This is a genomic window from Pseudoalteromonas sp. SG41-2 (assembly GCF_014164535.1).
Taxonomy (GTDB): domain Bacteria; phylum Pseudomonadota; class Gammaproteobacteria; order Enterobacterales; family Alteromonadaceae; genus Pseudoalteromonas; species Pseudoalteromonas rhizosphaerae.
The window spans coordinates 225,135-246,935 of the sequence record NZ_JACJFK010000004.1; the positions used below are offsets into that span (position 1 = coordinate 225,135).

At 40.8% G+C, this 21,801-nt stretch carries 18 protein-coding genes; 10 read left to right on the top strand and 8 right to left on the bottom strand.

All coding sequences use genetic code 11. From position 1 onward, the window contains the following. Nucleotides 1-25: 25 nt before the first annotated feature. Nucleotides 26-2,923: a TonB-dependent receptor gene (locus H5186_RS04910; RefSeq protein WP_182794194.1), complete on the bottom strand. Its 2,898-nt coding sequence runs from the start codon at nt 2,921-2,923 to the stop codon at nt 26-28. A gap of 399 nt (nt 2,924-3,322) precedes the next feature. Between H5186_RS04910 and H5186_RS04915 the strand changes: the two genes are divergently transcribed. Together H5186_RS04915 and H5186_RS04920 are read left to right on the top strand one after the other, a co-directional pair. Further along, nucleotides 3,323-4,063 (top strand): copper homeostasis protein CutC, encoded by a 741-nt coding sequence (locus tag H5186_RS04915; RefSeq protein ID WP_182794195.1) that lies wholly within the window; start codon nt 3,323-3,325, stop codon nt 4,061-4,063. Then, the gene (locus H5186_RS04920) at nt 4,056-4,931 is read left to right on the top strand and encodes a BadF/BadG/BcrA/BcrD ATPase family protein (protein ID WP_182718788.1); all 876 of its coding nucleotides are present in this window, start codon (nt 4,056-4,058) and stop codon (nt 4,929-4,931) included. Before H5186_RS04915 ends, H5186_RS04920 begins: the two co-directional genes overlap by 8 nt. Here the strand turns inward: H5186_RS04920 and H5186_RS04925 are convergent. After that, nucleotides 4,928-5,653: an AraC family transcriptional regulator gene (locus H5186_RS04925; RefSeq protein ID WP_182794209.1), complete on the bottom strand. Its 726-nt coding sequence runs from the start codon at nt 5,651-5,653 to the stop codon at nt 4,928-4,930. The genes H5186_RS04920 and H5186_RS04925 overlap by 4 nt on opposite strands. 163 nt (nt 5,654-5,816) lie before the next feature. Between H5186_RS04925 and H5186_RS04930 the strand changes: the two genes are divergently transcribed. The 7 genes from H5186_RS04930 to H5186_RS04960 all read left to right on the top strand — a co-directional run bounded on the left by H5186_RS04930 (nt 5,817) and on the right by H5186_RS04960 (nt 13,386). Next, nucleotides 5,817-6,977 (top strand): Gfo/Idh/MocA family protein, encoded by a 1,161-nt coding sequence (locus H5186_RS04930; protein WP_182794196.1) that lies wholly within the window; start codon nt 5,817-5,819, stop codon nt 6,975-6,977. A gap of 3 nt (nt 6,978-6,980) precedes the next feature. Then, nucleotides 6,981-8,033, top strand: a complete 1,053-nt coding sequence (locus H5186_RS04935) for a sugar phosphate isomerase/epimerase (RefSeq protein WP_182794197.1) — start codon at nt 6,981-6,983, stop codon at nt 8,031-8,033. Between the two features lie 18 nt (nt 8,034-8,051). Then, entirely contained in the window at nt 8,052-9,266 is a 1,215-nt protein-coding gene (locus H5186_RS04940; RefSeq protein WP_182761056.1) for a sugar MFS transporter, read from the top strand. A gap of 36 nt (nt 9,267-9,302) precedes the next feature. Next, the gene (locus H5186_RS04945) at nt 9,303-9,995 is read left to right on the top strand and encodes a DUF1080 domain-containing protein (protein ID WP_182794198.1); all 693 of its coding nucleotides are present in this window, start codon (nt 9,303-9,305) and stop codon (nt 9,993-9,995) included. Between the two features lie 2 nt (nt 9,996-9,997). Next, nucleotides 9,998-11,677: a GMC family oxidoreductase gene (locus H5186_RS04950; protein ID WP_182794199.1), complete on the top strand. Its 1,680-nt coding sequence runs from the start codon at nt 9,998-10,000 to the stop codon at nt 11,675-11,677. A 1-nt stretch (nt 11,678) separates the two neighbouring features. Next, entirely contained in the window at nt 11,679-12,440 is a 762-nt protein-coding gene (locus H5186_RS04955) for a gluconate 2-dehydrogenase subunit 3 family protein (RefSeq protein WP_145235681.1), read from the top strand. A gap of 73 nt (nt 12,441-12,513) precedes the next feature. After that, nucleotides 12,514-13,386, top strand: a complete 873-nt coding sequence (locus H5186_RS04960) for a sugar phosphate isomerase/epimerase (RefSeq protein ID WP_182794200.1) — start codon at nt 12,514-12,516, stop codon at nt 13,384-13,386. A gap of 84 nt (nt 13,387-13,470) precedes the next feature. Here the strand turns inward: H5186_RS04960 and rnd are convergent, their stop codons facing one another. The 3 genes from rnd to H5186_RS04975 all read right to left on the bottom strand — a co-directional run bounded on the left by rnd (nt 13,471) and on the right by H5186_RS04975 (nt 17,275). Then, complete coding sequence (gene rnd, locus H5186_RS04965) at nt 13,471-14,601, bottom strand: ribonuclease D (protein ID WP_145235687.1); 1,131 nt, start codon at nt 14,599-14,601, stop codon at nt 13,471-13,473. Between the two features lie 49 nt (nt 14,602-14,650). Further along, entirely contained in the window at nt 14,651-16,303 is a 1,653-nt protein-coding gene (gene fadD, locus H5186_RS04970; RefSeq protein ID WP_182740266.1) for a long-chain-fatty-acid--CoA ligase FadD, read from the bottom strand. Nucleotides 16,304-16,423: 120 nt separating this feature from the next. Then, nucleotides 16,424-17,275 (bottom strand): alpha/beta fold hydrolase, encoded by an 852-nt coding sequence (locus H5186_RS04975; protein WP_182794210.1) that lies wholly within the window; start codon nt 17,273-17,275, stop codon nt 16,424-16,426. Nucleotides 17,276-17,375: 100 nt separating this feature from the next. Between H5186_RS04975 and H5186_RS04980 the strand changes: the two genes are divergently transcribed. Continuing rightward, nucleotides 17,376-18,665, top strand: a complete 1,290-nt coding sequence (locus H5186_RS04980) for an alkaline phosphatase (RefSeq protein ID WP_182794201.1) — start codon at nt 17,376-17,378, stop codon at nt 18,663-18,665. Nucleotides 18,666-18,833: 168 nt separating this feature from the next. On the opposite strand, the gene H5186_RS04985 is transcribed toward H5186_RS04980, so the two are convergent. From H5186_RS04985 to H5186_RS04995, 3 genes are all read right to left on the bottom strand, one after another. After that, nucleotides 18,834-19,163 (bottom strand): hypothetical protein, encoded by a 330-nt coding sequence (locus tag H5186_RS04985; RefSeq protein ID WP_149980212.1) that lies wholly within the window; start codon nt 19,161-19,163, stop codon nt 18,834-18,836. Nucleotides 19,164-19,238: 75 nt separating this feature from the next. Next, on the bottom strand, nt 19,239-19,949 hold the full coding sequence (gene tsaB / locus H5186_RS04990; protein ID WP_182718779.1) for a tRNA (adenosine(37)-N6)-threonylcarbamoyltransferase complex dimerization subunit type 1 TsaB: 711 nt from the start codon (nt 19,947-19,949) through the stop codon (nt 19,239-19,241). 13 nt (nt 19,950-19,962) lie between these two features. Further along, the gene (locus tag H5186_RS04995; RefSeq protein ID WP_220491309.1) at nt 19,963-21,789 is read right to left on the bottom strand and encodes an ATP-dependent DNA helicase; all 1,827 of its coding nucleotides are present in this window, start codon (nt 21,787-21,789) and stop codon (nt 19,963-19,965) included. Nucleotides 21,790-21,801: the final 12 nt, after the last annotated feature.

Genomic DNA, 21,801 nt, shown 5'->3' on the forward strand with positions numbered 1-21,801 from the left:
ATTTGTTCCGTCTCACCTTGCGCTATTAAAAGCGGTAAGTTGCACCTGCGTAAAAACGACGACCACTGTATGCATTTTGAATAAAGCGGTTTTTAGTATCGTCACCTAGATGCATGTAAGTATCTGATTGAGTGAGGTTAATAACGGAAGCAGATAACACGAGAGCATCAGTCAAGTTATAACTTGCATTGACGTCTACCTGATCATAGGCTTCATTGTAATAGTTCATTTCCCATGAGGCGTTGTAGCCTTGAACCGTTGGACCGCGCTTATTGTATGAGGCGCGAACACTGAATAAGTCATCTTCATAAAATACCGATAAATTCATTTGGTATTTAGAACTACCTATCAAAGGCGACTCTCCCACCTTTTCGCCATCAAGCTCTACATTGGCTTGATTAGTGTTATTGCGGGTATAATTAGCATAAAGACCAAAGCCATTATCAAAGAAGTGTTGGATAAAAAATTCAGCACCTTCAGAAGAAGCATTCGTACCATTAGCTACAGTGCTAAAATCCCTAACTGCAAAATTGTCGCCACTGACATTTACTTGCTCATCACCTGCGTTGGGTAAATTAAATGAAATGTCCGGTGCACTGCGGGTAACATCAATTATTAAAGGCACAACAAAGTTATCAACATCTTTTTTAAATAACGCAATACCAAAGCCAGAGCCAGCTCCGTAGTAGTATTCTAAAGACATATCAAATTGGGTTGACTCAAATGGCGCTAGCTGGTTATTACCACCGGATCCTGTCCACCCTTCGCCATCAATAATTGCATCAAAATTGTCTGCCGATGAGCGATCCGTTGAGTATTCATTCGACGTGTACGTTAAAGTCTGAAACTGGCCTAAATCATCATAACCAGGACGAGCCATGGTTTGTGATGCCGCTCCACGTAGTACCCAGTTGTCATCGATATCCCAGACTATATTAAAGCTGGGAAGCACCTTCGTTTCTGTACTCTCTTTTTCAATAAAAACAAAGTCTTCTACACGTTGTTGGTCGATTGGTAATTCATTGCCATTGTCGTCTTTCCAATCTAATCGGTAGGTGATTTTATCTGATGATCCGGTGGTCGTTTTGGTGCGCACTACGCGTACACCCAAGTTACCCCGTACTTGTGAAAAACGATAATCAGCTTGCACATAAGCCGCTGTAATTTCTTCTTCAACACTATAAACATAGTTAGGTTCTATACGCGTATAATGAACAAAGTTTTCATTCAGGTAATCTTGGTATTTATGCCAGTTTACGGCTGGGAATAAGTTCGTATTAATTACATCAGACAAGTTACCTAATGAATCTGAATAAATTAAATCTGCAATATCCGGTATGCCGCCATTTTTAGAATAATCATCATCTAAATCAATGGTGCCTTCAGCTTCACCTTTTGCTATATCAAAATCTGGAGAGAGATAAAAGCTGTTGCGAGTATCGCGATGAATTTTACCTTTGCGATATTTCGCACCAAAATGCAACGTTTCAATTACGCCATAATCCACAAAATAGTCAAAATCAATCTGTCCGTAATCTTCTTCTTGAGTACCGGTCACAAAACTAGAATCGGTGGCTGTTACATCGGGTTCGCCACCAATGCCTGCAGCCAAGTTACTGATCATACTTGGATCCATATAGGTGGTCATGCGCCCATCAGAAAAATCGTAACCATAGTAAAGCGAGGATTCATTTGCATAATAAGCGGCACGATACTTTTGTGAAGGGCCACCTTCAGCTTCGGTATGGCCCAGCACTAGCTTAACGTTGTAATTATCACCTTCGTATTTAGCATAAAAATCATATGTATCAGAGCTGGATTCTTCAATCGTATATTCACCATTAATACGTGGGATAGGAGAAACAGCCTGAGTGCCTGATGCACCAACAGAGTAGTCTATACCTGTAACAAACTGAGACTCTTCATCAACACGGACATCGGTCCAGAAATTATCGTTATTGTTCCATTCTGGGTATTCTAATTGATTTAAAATTGAGTCTTGGCCCAATTTAAAATTAAAATAATTAAAGCCAAGCTCTAAGTTACTAGTTGGTCGCCATTGAGTAGTAAACTGGATCCCGGTTCGATTTCGCTCTTCGTTTAAGACTTCCTGAACCATACTTTGTGCAGCATAACCTTGTGCCCCCCCCTCAACCATTTGATTATCTTTCATTTCAGAATAAAGATAATTTTTATTCATGATATTGATACGCGAGCTTTGTGAGCGATTAGTGCGGTCTTGTTTTGTATAACCCACTAAAACCCCAAAGTCTTCATCATCATTTTTCCATGAATAAATACCGCTAAATTGAGGTTCATACTTATCGGTAATATCAGAATTACTGGTTTCAAAATTAATGATCCCAGAGTTTTTATCCATATCTAGAGGCTTGCGGCTATACAACAAGACCGTACCGCCGATTCCGCCCTCATCAAGGCGAGCTTCTGAAGATTTATATACTTCAACGCGTTGGATCATAGTTGCAGGTAATAATGCGTATGAAAATGAACGCGATGGTTCACCGGGCGACGATGCTATAAAGTTGCCATTTAATTGGGTGAAGGTTAAGTCCGATGATAAACCACGAATACTGACAGAGGCGCCCTCACCGCCATCCCGTTGTATAATGACCCCTGGCACACGTTGCAATGAGTCCGCCACATTCTTATCTGGGAACTTACCAATATCTTCTGCGGTAATGGCGTCAACGGTTGCATTAGACAACCGCTTAATCGCTAAGTTTTCAGCTGCCGATGCGCGAATGCCCCTAACTTCAATTACTTCTAGGTCGTTTTCTGGTGCTTTTTGTTCTTCTTGTGCGTATACGCCATGACAGTTTGCCATCAACGCTAGCAGCAGCGCGGATTTCTTAAACCGCCGTGCAAGATCCGCCGATTCACGACTGTTCTTATTATTGGTCATGTTTATCTCCAGTATTATTGTGTGTGGTTAGTTGTGTTAAAGCACTTTAAAACCCATGATAATCCCTGTGGGTAAACCTTAAGGCATTTCAGAACTGGGTTAATAGCTTGTTAAACTGCTTTTCAAGAATAGGGTTCTGTCGAAGAAAGTGATAATAGAAATTCGGTTGCCTCTAGGACAAAATCGGCGTTAAGGTTAAAAAAAGATCCAATCAGTGCTGAGCTAGTTTATAGTCATCAACTTAAATTAATGGCATATAAAAACACTTTTCATATTCATGAAAAGTAAAAAACAAAAATAAACAACTGATTTATAACTGAGTTTTATTTATTCTGATAGTATCAACTATTATTAAATATTTTATTGTTAACAACATCGCTGGTATTTTGGAACGAAACAATGCGTAAAAATTTAGAAGTCTGTTTAAACGCAGATGATCATATTCAGTTAGCTGATAATGTAAAAAACGCATTTACAGCTGGCGCCTCTAGAATTGAACTTTGCAGCACAATGCAACTTGAAGGTCTCACTCCTAGTGCAACAGCAATGACTATTGCAGCTCATGCAATGCCTTCAGAAGGCGAGTTGCTTATCATGATACGACCTGTTGCGAATCAATTTATTGTTGATGCAACAATACTGAAGCTAATGCTTACACAAATAGCACACGCGGCGCACGCAGGTGCTACCGGTGTTGTTTTTGGTGCGCTAAACGCCAATGACGTTGATATCGCAGCTACCACATCGCTTATTGCCTGCGCACATAAATATAATTTAGCAACGACATTTCATCGCGCTTTTGATTGTATAGCAGACAGCGAACAGGCAATTGGCCTATTAACTGAACTGGGCATTGATCGTATCCTCACAAATGGCACTAAATGGACTGATGATAAAGGCGTTATGCAAGGTCTTAATCATTTACAAACAATCATTAGCCACGCCAATGATCAGATAGAAATTGTTATTGGTGGTGGCGTAACCACTGATAATGCAAGTACACTTTGGCAACTTGCCAACAATAATTTAGTGTCACTACATGCCTACTCCGGCGTACACAACAAGGATGGCTGGGTGGATCCGTTATTAATTAACGCAATTTTAAATCAACGAACTAACGAGCAGGCTAAAAATGACTAACCACTTTCAACCGCCGCTGTATTTAGGTATTGATGGCGGCGGTACAAAATGCCGAGTCAGGCTTGAAAACGCACAAGGCACCCTACTTGCAGAGGCAGTAAGCGGTGCAGCAAATATTGCAACCTCTGTTGAAGTGGCGCAGCAATCCATTATTGATGCAACAACACACGCATTACAACAGGCTGGTTTAGGGCTATCAACACTTGGGGCAATTTATGCCTATGCAGGACTCGCTGGCGCTGGCATTGCCGGTGCAAATAAAAAGATGGCACAGTGGCAGCATCCATTTGCACAATTTAACTTTTCAACTGACTTACACATAGCCTGCCAAGGTGCCCATGGTGATAACAGTGGTGCGATTATTATTTTAGGCACTGGCTTTTGTGCTGGAGCAATAAAAAACGGTAACGTTATTGAATTAGGAGGCCATGGATTATTATTAAGTGATGGCGCAAGCGGAGGCTGGATTGGTTTAACTTTATTTCGTTATGCATTAGAGGTTTTAGATGGCTTATCCCCCTCAAGCCCATTAATAAATACCTTATTGGCACAGCTTAATTGTGATACAAGTAACCAGCTGACAGAATTAGCACTCAATGCAAAACCCGCTTACTTTGCCGGTTTTGCGCCTTTAGTTTTCGCAATGCAAGATGATCCTTGGACCATTATTATTTTAGAGCAAGCAGCGCGCTATATTACCCGTTATATCGATCATTTAGTTAGCCACGGCTATCACAACATTACATTAATGGGAGGCACAGCCGAGAAAATTACTCCTTGGTTATCTACCAAAGCACAAGGTTATCTATGTGATGCGCATTACCTGCCCGAGCAAGGCGCTATTCAATTAGCCAAACGGCTGGCTTAGGACTCAATTTGGTCGCGCATTTGCGAGGGGATCTCACCAAATAAGCGTCTGAATTGTTTACTAAAATAGCTAGGCTCAGAAAAACCGCATTGATAGGCTATTTGTGAAATAGGTAAACGAGTTTCAACAAGTAGCTTACGTGCGTTTTCTAAACGTATTTCATTAATAAATTGATTAGGTGTTTTTGCTAAATGTTTTTTAAAACGCCGCTCTAACGCACTTACCGATAAATGAGCAAGCTCGGCAAGTTCTTCAATACAGATATTGCGATGATAGTGTTCACGTATATAATTTACTGGCCCTTCAATCGCTCTTACATGCGACAAAGCCTTTGATGTTTTTTGTAAATGTCGTGTAACGCCATAGGTGCCCAGTATTTGACCATCGTCAGCTAAAATTGCTTTTTTGGACGTTGAAAACCAGGCCAATTCACCATTTGAGGTTTGGTTTAGCTCCAAACGATCAGTAACAACATAGCCATTCATTACACGTTTATCGTCATTGACGTATTGAAATGCTAAGTGCTTGGATGAAAAATCAAAATCAGTTTTCAGTAAAATTTGCTCTAATGACTTATACCCTTGATGTTCAATAAAGTGTTGATTTGCATACAGAATTCGACTCTCAGAATCCTTCACCCAGAACAAAATATCGGGTAATAAATCAAATGCCGCGATCAGTTGATTTACACCCGCTTTATTTATGATCCCTTGCACTTCCATAATAATATATTCTATAAATATGAATTTATAATAATACATAAAACGCCGATTTTATTGCATTGTCAACCGAATTTTTATTATCCCTTACGCTGTTCATTCTCTATTATCAATAACATGATATTAACTAAACTCAGTAGACGATTACTGACATGGAGCTTTTTTCATGAATAATGCCAAAATCCGCATGGGGATGGTCGGTGGTGCACAAGGTGCATTTATTGGTGCAATCCATCGCATTGCTGCACGCTTAGATGGCTTAATTGAGTTAGTCGCAGGCTCCTTTAGTTCAGATCCAACACGCAGCCAAGCTACTGCTGCAATGCTAGGAATAAATCCAACTCGTTGCTATGACAGCTACCAACAAATGTTTAGCGAAGAAGCTAAGTTACCTGCCGATCAACGAATTGATTTTGTGGCAATAGTGACGCCAAATCATTTGCATTTCCCAATTGCAAAGTGTGCGATTGAAGCAGGTTTTCACGTTTTATCAGATAAACCAGCCACCCTAAATTTAGAACAAGCGCTGTTATTAGAAAAAACTCTGCAAGCCAGTGATTGTTTATACGGATTAACTCATACCTACACTGGTTATCCGATGATCAAAGAAGCACGCCAACGTATTACTGATGGCGAGCTGGGCGCTATTCGTAAAATTATTGTAGAGTACACTCAAGGTTGGCTTGCCACCAGCGAAGATGAAAATGCCAAACAAGCCAAATGGCGTTTAGATGCTGATAAGGCCGGTATTAGTTGTTGTATAGCTGATATAGGAGTGCATGCTGCAAATCTAGCTGAATACGTGAGCGGCCTAGAAATCACCGCACTATGCGCTGACTTAAATCATGTTGTTGCAGGCAGAACACTCGATGACGATGGCACCGTTTTACTGCGCTTTAACAACAACTCTAAGGGAGTTCTTCTTGCCAGCCAAGTTGCATTAGGAGAAGAAAACAATCTTAATTTGCGTATTTATGGCGATCAAGCAAGTCTTGAGTGGTCACAAATGGAACCAAATAGTTTGTGGCTCAAAAGTCATAACGCGCCAACCACCCTATTACGTGCAGGTGTTGGTCTAAAAAGTACTGCGGCACAAAATTCACTGCGAACACCTGCAGGTCATCCAGAAGGATACCTTGAAGCATTTGCCAATATCTATGTCAATTTTGCAAAACAAATTCACGCAAAAAAAGCCGGATACTCAGCATCTAACAGTGACTTCGACGTGCCTGGTATTAAAGAGGCGATTCGCGGAATGGCATTTATAGAAAATGCTGTAGCAGCGTCGGGCAAAGACACTAAGTGGCAACCATTTAAAATTGGATAAAAAATGAAACAAATTAAAGGTCCAGCGATCTTCTTAGCGCAATTCATCAGCGATGAAGCTCCTTTCAACAGCTTTGCCACTATTTGTCAGTGGGCAGCAAATTTAGGCTACAAAGCAATTCAGCTACCGACTGCAAATTCTCGTATTTTCGATTTAGAAAAAGCAGCCCAAAGCCAAGATTATTGCGATGAAGTGACTAGTATTGCTGCGCAGGCGGGGCTTACAATTTCAGAGTTATCAACTCATTTACAAGGGCAGCTCGTAGCCGTTCATCCGGCATATGATGACATGTTTGACAATTTTGCCCCTCAAGCACTACGCGGTGATCCTATAGCCAGAACTAAATGGGCCATCAATCAGTTAATGATGGCCGCTAAAGCCAGTAAAAATTTGCGCTTAAAAAGCCATGTGACTTTTTCAGGAGCGCTACTTTGGCATACTTTTTACCCTTGGCCGCAGCGTCCAAAAGGACTGGTAGAGCAAGGATTCCAAGAACTTGCGAAACGCTGGCTGCCAATCCTCGACTACTTTGATGAAATGGATGTGGATGTTTGCTATGAACTTCATCCAGGGGAAGATTTACATGATGGCGTAACGTTTGAGCGCTTTTTAGCTGCGACAAATAATCATCCACGGGTAAATATTCTTTATGATCCCAGCCATTTTATTTTACAACAACTTGATTACTTAGAATTTATTGATATTTATCACCATCGTATTAAAGCATTTCACGTCAAAGATGCAGAGTTTAATCCAAATGGTCGCAGCGGTATTTATGGTGGCTATCAAGATTGGCAAGACCGCCCTGGTCGGTTTCGCTCCTTAGGTGATGGCCAAATTGATTTCAAAAGTATCTTTAGCAAATTAACGCAATATGGTTTTGATGGCTGGGCAGTTCTGGAGTGGGAGTGTTGCATTAAACATCCTGAAGATGGGGCGAAAGAAGGCGCACAATTTATAAAAGAGCATTTGATCCGCCCTACGGCTAAAGCATTTGATGACTTTAGCGCAATGGACACAAATGATCAGCGAAATAAGCGGATATTAGGTATTTAATAAACAGGGTCACACACAATGAATAACAACAATAATGGTATTATTTTTCGGCTTTGCTGCATTGCATTAATTGTCACATCAATGACTTTCGCAATAAGGGCTGGCGTTTTAGGACAACTAGGCGAGCAGTTCGGCCTCACTGGTACACAACTAGGTTGGGTAAATGCCATGGCATTTTTAGGGTTTCCGGTTGCAACCATGCTCGGGGGCATCATTTATAACGCGATTGGTGCTAAAAAGTTGGTTGCATTAGCGTTTATTTGCCACCTAGGCGGACTTATTTTAACTATCACTGCAGATGGTTTTTGGGGATTATTGATCTCTACCTTTTTAATTGGCTTTGCCAATGGATCGGTTGAAGCCGGTTGTAATCCACTGATCGCCCAAATGTATCCTAAAAACACCACCACTATGTTAAACCGCTTTCATGTTTGGTTTCCTGGCGGGATCGTAATTGGTGCATTAGCTTCAAATGCAATGACATCCGCTGGCTTCAGCTGGCAATGGCAAGTTTCGCTGATCCTTGTGCCCACCATTATTTATGGTGCGATGATGCTTAAAGCGAAATTTCCACAGTTTGATACACAGCAAAATTCAACCACCAGCAACTTAAAACACTTACTCTCGCCGCTGTATTTGTTTCTCATTATTTGCATGACACTGACAGCAGTCACCGAATTTGGCACACAGCAATGGATTGAGCAAATCCTTGGCTCGTCAGGCGCTTCGCCTATGGTTATTTTAGCTTTGATCACCGGATTGATGGCATTAGGCCGGTTTTTTGCGGGCCCGATTGTGCACCGCTTTAGTCCATCGGGTGTCCTACTGGGCTCAGCCATTTTTTCAACACTAGGGATATTTTTAATGAGCCAAGCGCAAGGTAATACCATCTACCTTGCCGCAGCACTATTTGCCGTTGGCGTTACTTATTTTTGGCCAACCATGATCGGTTGTGTCGCTGAGTATGCCCCAAAAACAGGTGCACTTGGCATGTCGTTAATTGGTGGAGCTGGCATGTTTGCAATGAGTATCTGGAACCCCGTCATAGGCCATTGGATTGATAATGCGCGAACACAAGCACAAACAACTAGTGTCAGTGTAGAACAAGTTGAAGTGCTCGCAGGACAAGCTGTATTACAAAATCTACTGGTTTTTCCGATTGTCCTGATCATTGTATTTATTGGTCTTCATCTGTTTATAACAAAAAATAAAAACGTTGAAAAATACGTTTAATAGCAACAAGTAACACACAAAAATAAGGGGTATTATATGCTTAAATCAATCTCTGTGTTGTCAATTGCACTGGCTTTTAGTAGCAGTGCTTTTGCTAAGACACCCGATAACCAACTTTCTAAAGAAGAACAATCAGCTGGCTGGCAATTACTGTTCGATGGCAAAGATATGTCGCACTGGCGCAACTTCAAAAGTGAGACACTCAGCCCAAAATGGACCATAGACAATGGCGCAATGTTACTCACTAAAGGCGGCGGCGACATACTCACTAAAAAAGTCTATCGCAATTTTGACTTAAAACTAGATTGGAAAATTAGTGAAGTTGGCAATAGTGGCATTTTTGTTCTTGCCGATGAGCAAGGTAAATATATTTACTCGCACGCCCCTGAAATCCAAATTATAGATAACGAACGTCATTCAGATACAAAAATAGACTCTCATTTATCTGGCTCTATTTATGATTTATTTACGCCACCTACTTCAGCTCACAAACCTGCAACTGAGTGGAACACGGTGCGTATTAGAATGCTTAATGACCATTTACAAGTTTGGCAAAATGATGTCAGCACTGCCAGTATTGTTGTGGGCAGTAGTACTTGGAATACCTTGGTTAAAAACAGTAAATTTGCAACTTGGTCTAACTTCGCAACAGCAAAGGAAGGTCGCATAGGTTTACAGGATCATGGTGACAAAGTGTGGTTTAAAAATATAAAAATTAAGGAACTATAAGCATGTCTACATTTGATCATAAAGTACTGGTTGTTGGCTCCGGCGCAGGTGGCGCAATGGCTGCTTATACCTTAACTAAACTAGGCCATAAAGTATTATTACTTGAAGCGGGGCGTGATTACGATCCAAAAAAAGAAAGCCCAATGTTTCGCCGTAACAGTGAAGCTCCTTTAATGGGCGCAGGAAATAAAGACAAAAACTTTGGCTTTTACGATGCAACCGTCGATGGTGGCTGGCAAGTTCCTGATGAGCCTTACACTAACGCCAAAGGCACTGATTTTTACTGGTGGCGTGCACGCATGTTAGGTGGAAGAACTAATCACTGGGGACGTTACTCATTACGCTTTAGTGAACATGATTTTAAAGGTAAAAGCCAAGATGGCAACGGCGCAGATTGGCCTTTCACTTATGATGATATCGCACCATGGTACGACATCACGGAAGAACTAGTGGGTATTTGCGGCACCAATACCGGCCTTGATGATATGCCGCCATCTGCACCTGGGGTATTACAGCCACCACCAACGCCGCGAATTCCTGAGTTACTGATTGCTGCCAGTGCGAAAAAAATGGGTATCGCAGCCGTACCTATGCACAGAGCAGTATTAACTCGGCCAAAAGATGATCGTATGGCATGCTTTTATGCAACACCTTGTGGCCATGGTTGCTCAATCGGCGCGGCGTTTCAAACTACAACCTCATTATTACCTATGGCAAAAGCAACTGGGAATTTAGAAATAATTACTGATGCAATGGTTAAATCAGTCGCTGTTAATGATGACGGTAAAGTAACGGGTGTAACTTATATAGATAAGCAAACCGTAGCTGAAAAAACACTGACAGCAGATATCGTGATCCTTGCTGCTAGTGCCTGCGAATCCGCACGAATTTTGCTAAATTCAAAACACGCCAAGCATCCCAAAGGTTTAGCTAACTCAAGTGGCCAAGTAGGTCGTAACTTAATGGATTCAACCGGTGCTTGGCTTGGTGCGCAAGTTCCAGCATTAAAAGGTCGCCCACGTTATAACGAAGATGGCCACACTGGGAACCATTTATTTATTCCTTGGTGGGGACACAAAGCACATGCCAAAGGTGAGCTTGATTTTCCTCGTGGTTATCACTTTGAGATCAGTAGCGGTTTTAATCAACCTGGCTCTGGAGTCTCTGGCGATAAACGTGGTTATGGTATTGAGCTAAAACAACAAGTTCGTGATGCCTATGGATCTTATGTTGGCTTTGCGCTGCGCGGAGAAATGCTCCCCAACGATGATACCTACATGGAAATTGATGAAAATGTTAAAGATAAATGGGGCATTCCGGTTTCGAAATTTCATTTCAAATGGTCAGATCGTGAGCTAAAACAAATTGAGCACGGCTTAAAAACAGCGAAACAGATCCTTGAAAATCTAGGGGCTACTGTGGGCAAATTACCTGCTGCTGAAAAAGCAATTTCAAAAGGTGGTGAGATCATTCATGAAGTAGGCACCACTCGCATGGGCAGCTCAGCACAGGATTCAGTGACCAATCAATGGGGCCAAACATGGGATTGCGACAACTTATTTGTGATGGATGCAGGGGTATTTGCCTCTAATCCACATAAAAATTGCACATTAACCATCATGACATTGGCAATGCGTAATTCAACCTGGATAGCCAAACAAATAGAACAAGGAGCGCTGTAACATGCATAATGAAGATCGTGTTGACTCATACAAATATATTTCCGGCATGACACGTCGTGAATCGTTAAAGTGGCTTGGTTTATTAGCCGCAGGTTCCGCCGTATCACTTTCAGCAGGATGTAGTAAAGCGTTAGAAGAGAAAATTAGTGATAAAGGACATTGGCCTGACTTAGATTTACAACCTATAACAGCTAAAGGTTATGGCACTGATCCAAATATGGTTATGCCACCACAATCACCTTGGCCATTGACATTAACTCAAGCACAATTAAATTTAGTTGCGGTGTTAGCCGATTATATCGTGCCTAGCGAAGGTAACAACCCAAGTGCAACTGAGGTAAATGTACCGAGTGTGATTGATGAGTGGGTAAGCTCACCTTATAACGGTCAACAAAAAGACCGCGTTACTATTTTACACGGCTTAGCATGGATCGATGATGAGGCTGTGCTGCGTTATAAAGCACCATTTGTCGCATTGAAAAAAGAGCAACAAACAGCCATCTTAAATGATATTGCTTATTTTGATGATGAAACCCCTGCGCAGTTTCAACGCATTGGTAATGCTTTTTTACGCTTTAAAAACCTTGTACTTGGTGCCTACTTTTGTACACCGCAAGGTTGTAAAGATATTGGCTATTTAGGCAATGTGCCTATTGCAGGCGATTACCCAGGACCTACTGACGAAGCAAAAGCCCATTTAGATAGCGTTTTAGCTGAACTGGGTTTGACCGAGTATGCTTATCAAGATTCAGTTGCCAGTTAACGCTAAGTTATTTTTTAGCTAGCCCAGCCCTAAGCAGGGAGCAATTCCCTGCTTTTCCTCCTAGGTGTTTTTTATGTTCAAAATCAAATCATTATTTAATTATGTTATTTCAATTCTGTTTATTTTTTGTGTTTTAAACTCGCTGTCTATCTATGCAAAAACAAGCAAACAACTACTCCCCGTTAGTGTTCAGCTTTGGTCTGTTAAAGATGCCTTAAAAGCGGATTTTGATGGCACCCTTTCATCTATTGCTGATATGGGCTTTCAAGGTGTGGAATTTGCAGGTGACTTTGGGCCTTATAAGAACAATCCAAGTGCACTGAAGGACAAACTCGCGAAGCTAAATTTAGTCGCTAGTAGCGCACATATCGGCTTTGACTCCTTAACGGATGACACCTTAACAGACACATTATTGTTTTATAAAACCCTTGGTGTCTCGATTTTATTTGTACCTTGGGATGAAAGAGCTTGGCACCCACAAGGAATTACCTCTCTGACCGAACAACTCGTTCAGGTTAATGAAATCGCTCAGCGCTATGCTATGCACATCGGTTTTCACAACCATAATAAGGAGTTTAATCAATTCCAAAACGCGACATACTGGGACGCTATTGCCAGTAATACGCCAAATACCCTGCCACTGCAGCTTGATATAGGTTGGGTACATTATGCAGGAAAAGATCCTGAATATTTCATTAAAAAATACCCAGGACGAACCCTGGCAACCCACTTAAAAGTTCGCACCCATCCTAACGATGGCTTAAGTCCTATATTAGGTGAAAATGATTATCCATGGCAAAAAATAATAGAAACATTGATTGTTGATGGCGCCACTCAGTGGCTAGTCGTAGAGCAAGAAGAATACCCGAATGGGTTAACACCAATGCAAAGCGTGGCTAAATCTAAAGTTAATTTAGATAAGATCCTCGCTAAAATGGGCGAATAAAGTAACTTTCTCCCTCCTCTGACACAAACAGTAGGGACTAACAATAGTACATTAACTATCTTAGTCCCTATGAACTCTTAATAATTATACATCCCACTCTTTCAGTGTGTCTTTTAAGTATTCATAACGCCATGAGTTAAGTAAATCGGGCTTTGGAGTCTGTTCACGCTCAGCGCTGGTTAACTTCCAATTCCAACTGATCAACTGGTTGATTTGCTTTTTAGATGCAAATACATCTTCTGGAATGCCCTGTTTTTTAGCAACTGCAGTGATTTTTTGTTTAATTTCTTTGGCTACTTTTTTATAACTTGGAAAGTCAATAAGTCGTCTTAGTGGCTCAGGAAAATCTGCAACAGGGATCACTTTAGCTTTTTCAATACACTTTAAGATTTCAACGCCCGAGCGGTTAACTTCGATGCTATCGACTTCTGGGACATTACGCATTGCAGTTAAACTCGTTGGTTTGCGTTTTGCCAATTCAACCAAGCAATGCTCTTTTAATACAAAGTTAAGCGCTAAATTTTTGCGTATCGCTTTGTTACGACGCCAAGCCGCAAGCTCTCTTAATACAGCAAGATCCGCAGGTTTTAATTGCCAAGCATTTTTAATGTCTCGATACAGATGTTCATCCGGTGTTTGATAAGCCCGTTTTTGTGCAATCAACTCACTTTCATTGATCACAATATCAAAGAAACCAGCGTCGTTGATTTGTTCAATAATAATTTTAAAGCACGGTAATAAATGAAATACATCAGCTGCAGCGTAATCGAGTTGTTTAATTGTTAGCGGACGCTGTAACCAATTGGTCCGTGATTCGCTTTTGTCGATTTCAATATCGAGTAAATTTTTTACCATATGAGCAAAGCCCATGCAGTTGCCATTGCCTAATAATTGCAAGGCAAATTGGCTATCAAATAAGGGAGCTGGTACGAAGCCGGCGTATTTTTGAAATACTTCAATATCTTCCGACGGTGAATGCAAGACTTTTAACACCGCAGGATCACGTAGAATCTGCCAAAAATCAAACAATGATAGCTCGGCTAGCGGATCGATTAATGCTAAATGTTCGCCGTCATAAACTTGAATAAGGGCAACTTCAGGATACAAAGTACGACGACGCATAAATTCTGTATCAATTGCTAAGATGGGTTTGTTACGGATCTGCTCTACAAACTCATTTAATTGATTTTGGGTTTGGATCAATTGATATTGCACTTAATCTCCTACAATAAAAAAGCCGACATATGTCGGCTTTTTTAGCTTGCTAATCTTTCAAGGCTCGTCTGAGTATTTTGCCAACGTTTGTTTTTGGCAATTCATCCCTAAACTCAACCAGTTTAGGGACCTTGTAATTAGTTAAATTATCACGACAGTGTTTTATTATATCTTTTTCAGTCAAAGATGGGTCTTTTTTAACAATAAAAACTTTAACTTGTTCGCCGCTAACATCATGAGGGATACCAATTGCTGCTGCTTCTAAAACACCTTCATGCATTGCAATCACTTCTTCGATCTCATTTGGGAACACATTAAAGCCAGATACGATGATCATATCTTTTTTACGGTCAACAATATAAAAGAATCCTTCATCGTCATAAGTGGCTATATCCCCTGTGGCAAACCAACCATCTTGCAAACACTCAGCCGTTGCATCAGGACGATTATAATAACCAACCATCACTTGTGGGCCTTTAACCCATAATTCGCCCGGCTCACCTTTGGCTGCTTCTTCACCATTATCTAACATCAACTTGATCTCAGTATTAGGTGCAGGTAAACCAATCGAACCATTGTATGAATCTAGATCATAAGGACTGACAGTAACTAATGGCGAACACTCAGTTAAACCATACCCTTCCATTAATTTGCTACTGGTGATCTTTTGCCATTTTTCAGCAACAGGTCGCTGTACAGCCATACCACCACCAAGGGACATTTTCAAACTTGAAAAATCAAGCTCGGCAAAACCCGGTGTATTCAACAAACCATTAAATAATGTATTTACGCCCGTGATCGCGGTGAATTTATGTTGGCCTAATTCTTTCACAAAGCCTTTCATATCACGCGGATTGGTGATCAATAAATTTAATCCGCCATACTTCATAAACGTTAAGCAGTTCGCTGTTAGTGCAAAGATATGATAAAGCGGTAAAGCAGTGACAACAACTTCTTTGCCACGTTCTAACACTTGATCTAAGCAACCAGAAACCTGCTCTAAGTTACCTACCATATTGCCATGGGTCAGCATCGCACCTTTAGAGACACCCGTTGTGCCACCGGTATATTGTAAAAAAGCAATATCAGATAAACACACTTCAGGTTTAATGTAATCTTTTTCGTTCGCTGCAAGTAAGGCTTCAAACTTAATGGGGTTAGGCAATGAATAGCTTGGCACCATTTTTTTAATATGCTTAACAACAAAGTTAACCAAGTGCTTTTTAAAGCCACCCACCATATCACCCACTTGGGTAACTACGATGTGTTTTACTTTAGTGTGCGGCAATGCTTTTTCAAGCGTGTCTGCAAAGTTAGCCAGTATAAAAATCGCTGATGTTTCTGAATCATTTAATTGATGTTCAAGCTCACGTACAGTGTAAAGCGGATTAACGTTAACTACGACACAACCGGCACGTAAAATACCGAGTATTGAAACAGGTGTTTGTAATAAATTTGGCATCATTACAGCCACTTTATCGCCTTTTTTCAATCCCAGCTCTTTTTGAATATACACGGCAACACGTTTTGTTGCTTGGTCTATTTCATCATAGCTCAATGTTTTACCCATATTGGTAAAAGCAGGCAAGTCTTTGTAGTCAGTGAAGCTTTTTTCAAACACTTCTAACAACGAGTTGTAGTGCTCAGGATCGATTGTTTCAGGCATACCCTCTGGGTAGCGCTTCAGCCAAATTTTTTCCACTCTTAGCTCCTGTTCTATTTATAATTTATTTTTATTAAACCTTAAACTAAGTAAGGCAATTTCACAATTGAGCAATCACTCTAATTCGCAAATATTCCCACATTTTGTGCAAATATACAATTAACATGCACCAGTTTGCAGCATAAATGCATGAACCTGCTGTAAACATTGCTCAGGGCTTTGCATATGGCAGTGGTGGCCACCTTCAACTTCATTTACTGTTAAGCTTTTGTAATAATTAGCATATTTATTTAAATTATCACTAATAAATTGATATCCTTTACTGCCTAGAATTAATTGGCACGGCACATTTATTTCGCTTATTACCGCTATGCATTGTTGCTCATCAAATCTAAAACCTGAATGATTTTTAAGCTTTGGATCAGTTCTTAGCAGCCATCCTTGTTCAGTTTCTCGTATATTTCTGTCCATCAAAAGTGCTATTAAATCCAAAGGTAAGTCACTTTGTACCGCCCGTGCTTGGTGTATTATTTGTTTTGACTCGTACTGTCGGGGTGCTTTTTTATTTACACGACGTCGATTCAAAATTGCATTTCTAAGCTGCTCGACCACTTTTTTACTGGGTGTTGTGACAACTCCCAGTCCTTCTATCATAGTGACCGTATTTACTTTATCAGGAAAACAGCTGGCAAAAAGACCAGCGGCCATTGCGCCCATAGAATGACCAACCAAGTGTACTTTATTAACCCCAAGTTGCTCGATTAAGTTATAAATATCATCAATGTAATCAATGAAATAATAGTGTGCATCACTACCACGCCAATCTGATAAACCATGTCCTGGAAAGTCCACACAATACCAAGTTGCAGTTAAGGTGTTATGTTCTAACATGGGTAAAAAACTATGACAATTATCAAGCCAACCATGTAATGCAATGACAACCTCTTTTCCTTGCCCAAATGTTAGGCCATGAAGTGTTAATGCGCCACTTTGAACTGAAAATGGATGCACTGCGTAATTCCCCTTTGTTTTTAGTTTGTTTAACGTAAAAGACATTTATTTATACTACATTGCGTATACAATGGCACTACATAATAAACAGGGTACAAAGATGAAGAAACAAATAAGCCTCTTGGCATTATTATGCTCAGCAAGTGCATACGCAGAGCAAGCACCAAAAAACATAATTTATATGATTGGTGATGGCATGGGCCCCGCTTATACTACAGCATATCGCTACTTTAAAGATGATCCGTCGACCAAAGAAATTGAAGGTACGGTGTTTGATACAATTCTTAAAGGTATGGCACATACTTCCCCTGACGACCATACCTATGTAACTGACAGTGCTGCTGGCGCAACAGCTTTGAGCTCCGGCCATAAAAGCTATAATGGTGCAATTGCAGTTGATACCGATAAAAAACCGGTAAAAACCATGCTCGAAATTGCCAAACAAAAAGGCATGATCACCGCATTAGTTGCAACCTCACAAATCAATCATGCCACGCCTGCAAGCTTCGCTGCACATAATGAATCTCGTCGTAACTACGATGAAATTGCCAATGATTACATTGATAATAAAATTGCCGGAAAACTTCCCGTTGATTTAATGCTCGGTGGCGGTACTAAATATTACATCCGTGAAGACCGTAATTTAGTTGCAGAATTTAAGCAAGCGGGCTATCAATACAGTGATGACTTTAGTGCGTTAAAAGATATTAAGCAAATTCCTGCGCTGGGATTATTTGCTCCAGTTGGGCTTGACTTTGCGTTAGATAATAACCCAACACGCTTAGCAAAAATGACCAATAAAGCGCTTGAGTTACTTGATGAAAATGACAAAAATGGCTTTTTCGTGATGATCGAAGGCAGCCAAATTGATTGGTGTGGCCATGCCAATGATATTGCCTGTGCAATGGCGGAAATGGATGATTTTGCTAAATCAATCGAGCAAGCAAAAGCGTACGTTGATAAAAACCCGGATACCTTATTGGTGATCACCGCAGATCACTCAACAGGTGGTTTAACATTAGGTGCGCATGGTCAATATAAATGGGAAACCGAGGTAGTAAAAGGCGTGAAAGCCACAGCCGTTAAATTAACTAAATTAATGTCAGAGTCTGATGATTTAAAAGCCATTTGGACTGCTAACACGAATATAGAATACACTCCCGAAAACCAGATCAAGCTTGAACAAGCAAAAAAATTAGGTGATAAACCACTTAATCTTGCCATTAAAGATATTATCAGTAGAGCCAGTTTCACCGGTTGGACTACCGGCGGTCACACTGCTATTGATGTACAAGTATTTGCCTATGGTAAAGGTGCTGATAAATTTATCGGCTCACAAAACAATACTGATATTGCCGATAAACTGATCGGCTTTATTGAACAGCAGTAATGTTTAATTGGCATGTTGCTTTTCCTGAGGGGAGAGGCTAACTGCAACATTAAAGGTTAATTATAAAAAGCCCAGTCATAATGTATCTGGGCTTTTTTAATCACAGCTGGAGGTAAACTTTTGCCAAATACAAGCACATCAACACAGAGTTAAATTACTGTCTAATTGTTAAGCGTAAATGTCCACACCAATTAAGTTTTGTACTTCAGCTCGGCGTTCTAAATTAGCAAACTCGGTGTAGGTTGAAATAGCACGACTTACTTTGGCTGTCGGTTGGTCATAAATCGTTTGTCGGTAACTAGGTTGGGCAGTATCACTTTGTAACTTATCAGCCAGCGCAATACCTGCTTGGCTTGATTTAACAAACTCCGCAGACTGTTTATTATCAGCAGCAGATTGCTCCAATAAACCCTGAGGTTTATTAGTGTTGATCTGTCTTGAGGTAATTTTACCGGGTATGTCTCCCGAGTAAAACCCTGAGCCAATAGGTAGATTCAAAGTTGCGTCTCGTTACTTAGGTTATTAAATTATGTGCCAAATTTAATAACCTTGCAAGTTGCTTTATTAATCAGTTTATTCGCGTCCAGGTAATTTTTTCCAGGTTACTGTATCACGTACATATTTAGGTTGAGCTTGCGCAGCACTGACCGTACGTTGCGCACTGAAATCATCGCTAATTGTAGCCAACATAAAACCGGCATCAGGTAATATGATGTCGTTATTGATAGCTATTTGTGGGTTATCTGCCAGTGCCTCAGGGTATGTTTGCCAGCCAGTGCCCACTGCAATCCCTGGTTCGTCTGCAAGAGATAATAATGCGGGTTTTAATACTTGTTCGTCACCTTGTAAGGTCATCACACCATTATCACTGAGTCTATAATGGGCAAAATATATTTCTCCCATACGCGCATCAATAGCACTAAATACACTTTTTTCACCGGTTTGTTGATAAGCTTGCTGCGCCATCATTTGCAGCGTTGACACACCAACTAGTGGCAGTTTACATGCATAAGCTAAGCCTTGCGCAATGGCGACACTTATACGCACGCCAGTGAAACTACCTGGGCCTTGGCCAAAACCAATAACATCTAAATCAGTTAAACGGCAATTTGCCTTAGCTAACAACTGATCAACCAACGGTAAGATTTTTTGACTATGCTGTTGCGGGCATACTTCAAAATGGTGAAATAACTGACCATTATAATTGAGCACTAAAGACAATGCTTCGGTAGAAGCGTCAAATGCTAATAGATTAATATCACTAGTACTGATTGCGTTATTCATGGTAATTATTTCTCTAGTTAATGTGTTCTAAAAATTCACTGGCCACTTGAAGGCTTCGTGTGCGGCGCATCGGCGGCAAGCTTTTTAAAAAGACTTGGCCGTATTGGCGTGTCACTAAACGGTTATCGCAAATCACCAACACCCCTTTATCCTTACTATCGCGGATCAGTCGTCCAACGCCTTGTTTTAGTGCAATCACCGCTTGTGGCAATTGAATATAAGCAAAAGGATCATGTCCTTGTAATTGCGCATCTTGCATTTTAGCTTGGAGCAGTGGATCATCGGGTGCTGCAAAGGGTAACTTATCAATAATAACACAACTGAGTGTGCTACCTCTGACATCAACTCCTTCCCAAAACGACGCAGTACCTAATAATACGGCATTACCATGGCGGGTAAATTTTTCTAAAATAATACGTTTAGACATTTGCCCTTGCATATAAATAGGATAATCAATCTGCGTACTTAGCCCTTCGGCGACTAAATGCATCATCCGATAGCTGGTAAACAATACAAAGCAGCGCCCTTTTGCTGCTTTAATTAAATCGAGGGTAAGCTTAACAATCGCATGAGGCATATTCGCTGCATGTGTTTCAGGCAAATAACGCGGTAAACATAATAAGGCTTGCTGATAATAATCAAACGGACTATCAACCATCATACTTTTGGCAGGCTTAAGGCCTAGGCTTGCGTTAAAATGATCAAGTGCATTATCGACAGATAGAGTCGCTGAGGTGAATACAAAGCCAGCCCCCGTGTCTGCCATCATTTGCGCAAATTTAACTGATACGTTAAGCGGAGTTATATGTACGGTTAAATAGCGGCGTGTTGTTTCATACCAATAACTGTTACCTGTTTGGCTTATATCAAACACCCGTTCTAATTGCCCTTTAAAAGCTAAGGTACGCTCAAATGGGTGTTCTATTTTATCGCTACGGTCTAAACAATGTTTGAGTACTTGATACAAAAAGTCTAAATCGCTGATCACCCTATGTAACGCGGCGCAAATTTCTTTACTTGCCAGCATTTGTCGCCAATCACCTCGGCTACCATCTAAGCCAAATTGTAAGCGCAAGTCTGCAACACTGGTTTCAAGCTTATTTAAGGTTTTACCAAGTTGCAACATATCCGGAATGTCAGAGCGATAAATTGCTCGTAAATCATTAATTAAGTCCACCAGCTTTTTAGTGCTGATACTCTCACCAAAGTAATCACTGGCAATTTCACTTAATTGGTGTGCTTCATCAAATATATAGGCATCAGCTGTGGGAATGAGTTCAGCAAAGCCGGTATCTTTTACCGCCATGTCTGCAAAAAACAAATGATGGTTAACCACTACTATATCGGCATCCATCGCTTTTAAGCGGGCTTTGCGAATATAGCAATCTTGAAAATCAGGACACTCTTTACCTAAGCAGTTATCTGCAGTGGAGCTTACATAAGGTAATACTTTGGCATCTTCTTCGATACCAATACAATCAGCCAGATCACCGGTGTGCGTTTCACTGGCAAATTTAGCCACCATGGCCAATTGATGCATCACATCAGAATCATCGGTCGGTACATGGGCAACATGCTGATTAAGCCGATAAGTACATAGATAGTTACTGCGCCCTTTTAGCAGCGCGGTTTTTTTACTCGCACTAAGCGCTTTGACTAATTGTGGTAAATCACGGTGATATAATTGTTCTTGCAGCGCTTTCGTGCCGGTTGAAATTATTGTTTTACCTTTAGACTTTAGCGCAGGGGCTAAATAAGCGTAGGTTTTACCTGTACCAGTGCCCGCTTCAACCACTAATTGCGAGCGGTTTTTTAATGCATCACTCACCGCAACCGCCATATCGATCTGCGG

Bases quoted from the DNA above. Each gene is read 5' to 3' on its own strand.
- H5186_RS04910 (WP_182794194.1), bottom strand. From the start codon at position 2,923: ATGACCAATAATAAGAACAGTCGTGAATCGGCGGATCTTGCACGGCGG.
- H5186_RS04915 (WP_182794195.1), top strand. From the start codon at position 3,323: ATGCGTAAAAATTTAGAAGTCTGTTTAAACGCAGATGATCATATTCAG.
- H5186_RS04920 (WP_182718788.1), top strand. From the start codon at position 4,056: ATGACTAACCACTTTCAACCGCCGCTGTATTTAGGTATTGATGGCGGC.
- H5186_RS04925 (WP_182794209.1), bottom strand. From the start codon at position 5,653: ATGGAAGTGCAAGGGATCATAAATAAAGCGGGTGTAAATCAACTGATC.
- H5186_RS04930 (WP_182794196.1), top strand. From the start codon at position 5,817: ATGAATAATGCCAAAATCCGCATGGGGATGGTCGGTGGTGCACAAGGT.
- H5186_RS04935 (WP_182794197.1), top strand. From the start codon at position 6,981: ATGAAACAAATTAAAGGTCCAGCGATCTTCTTAGCGCAATTCATCAGC.
- H5186_RS04940 (WP_182761056.1), top strand. From the start codon at position 8,052: ATGAATAACAACAATAATGGTATTATTTTTCGGCTTTGCTGCATTGCA.
- H5186_RS04945 (WP_182794198.1), top strand. From the start codon at position 9,303: ATGCTTAAATCAATCTCTGTGTTGTCAATTGCACTGGCTTTTAGTAGC.
- H5186_RS04950 (WP_182794199.1), top strand. From the start codon at position 9,998: ATGTCTACATTTGATCATAAAGTACTGGTTGTTGGCTCCGGCGCAGGT.
- H5186_RS04955 (WP_145235681.1), top strand. From the start codon at position 11,679: ATGCATAATGAAGATCGTGTTGACTCATACAAATATATTTCCGGCATG.
- H5186_RS04960 (WP_182794200.1), top strand. From the start codon at position 12,514: ATGTTCAAAATCAAATCATTATTTAATTATGTTATTTCAATTCTGTTT.
- H5186_RS04980 (WP_182794201.1), top strand. From the start codon at position 17,376: ATGAAGAAACAAATAAGCCTCTTGGCATTATTATGCTCAGCAAGTGCA.
- tsaB (WP_182718779.1), bottom strand. From the start codon at position 19,949: ATGAATAACGCAATCAGTACTAGTGATATTAATCTATTAGCATTTGAC.
- H5186_RS04995 (WP_220491309.1), bottom strand. From the start codon at position 21,789: ATGGCGGTTGCGGTGAGTGATGCATTAAAAAACCGCTCGCAATTAGTG.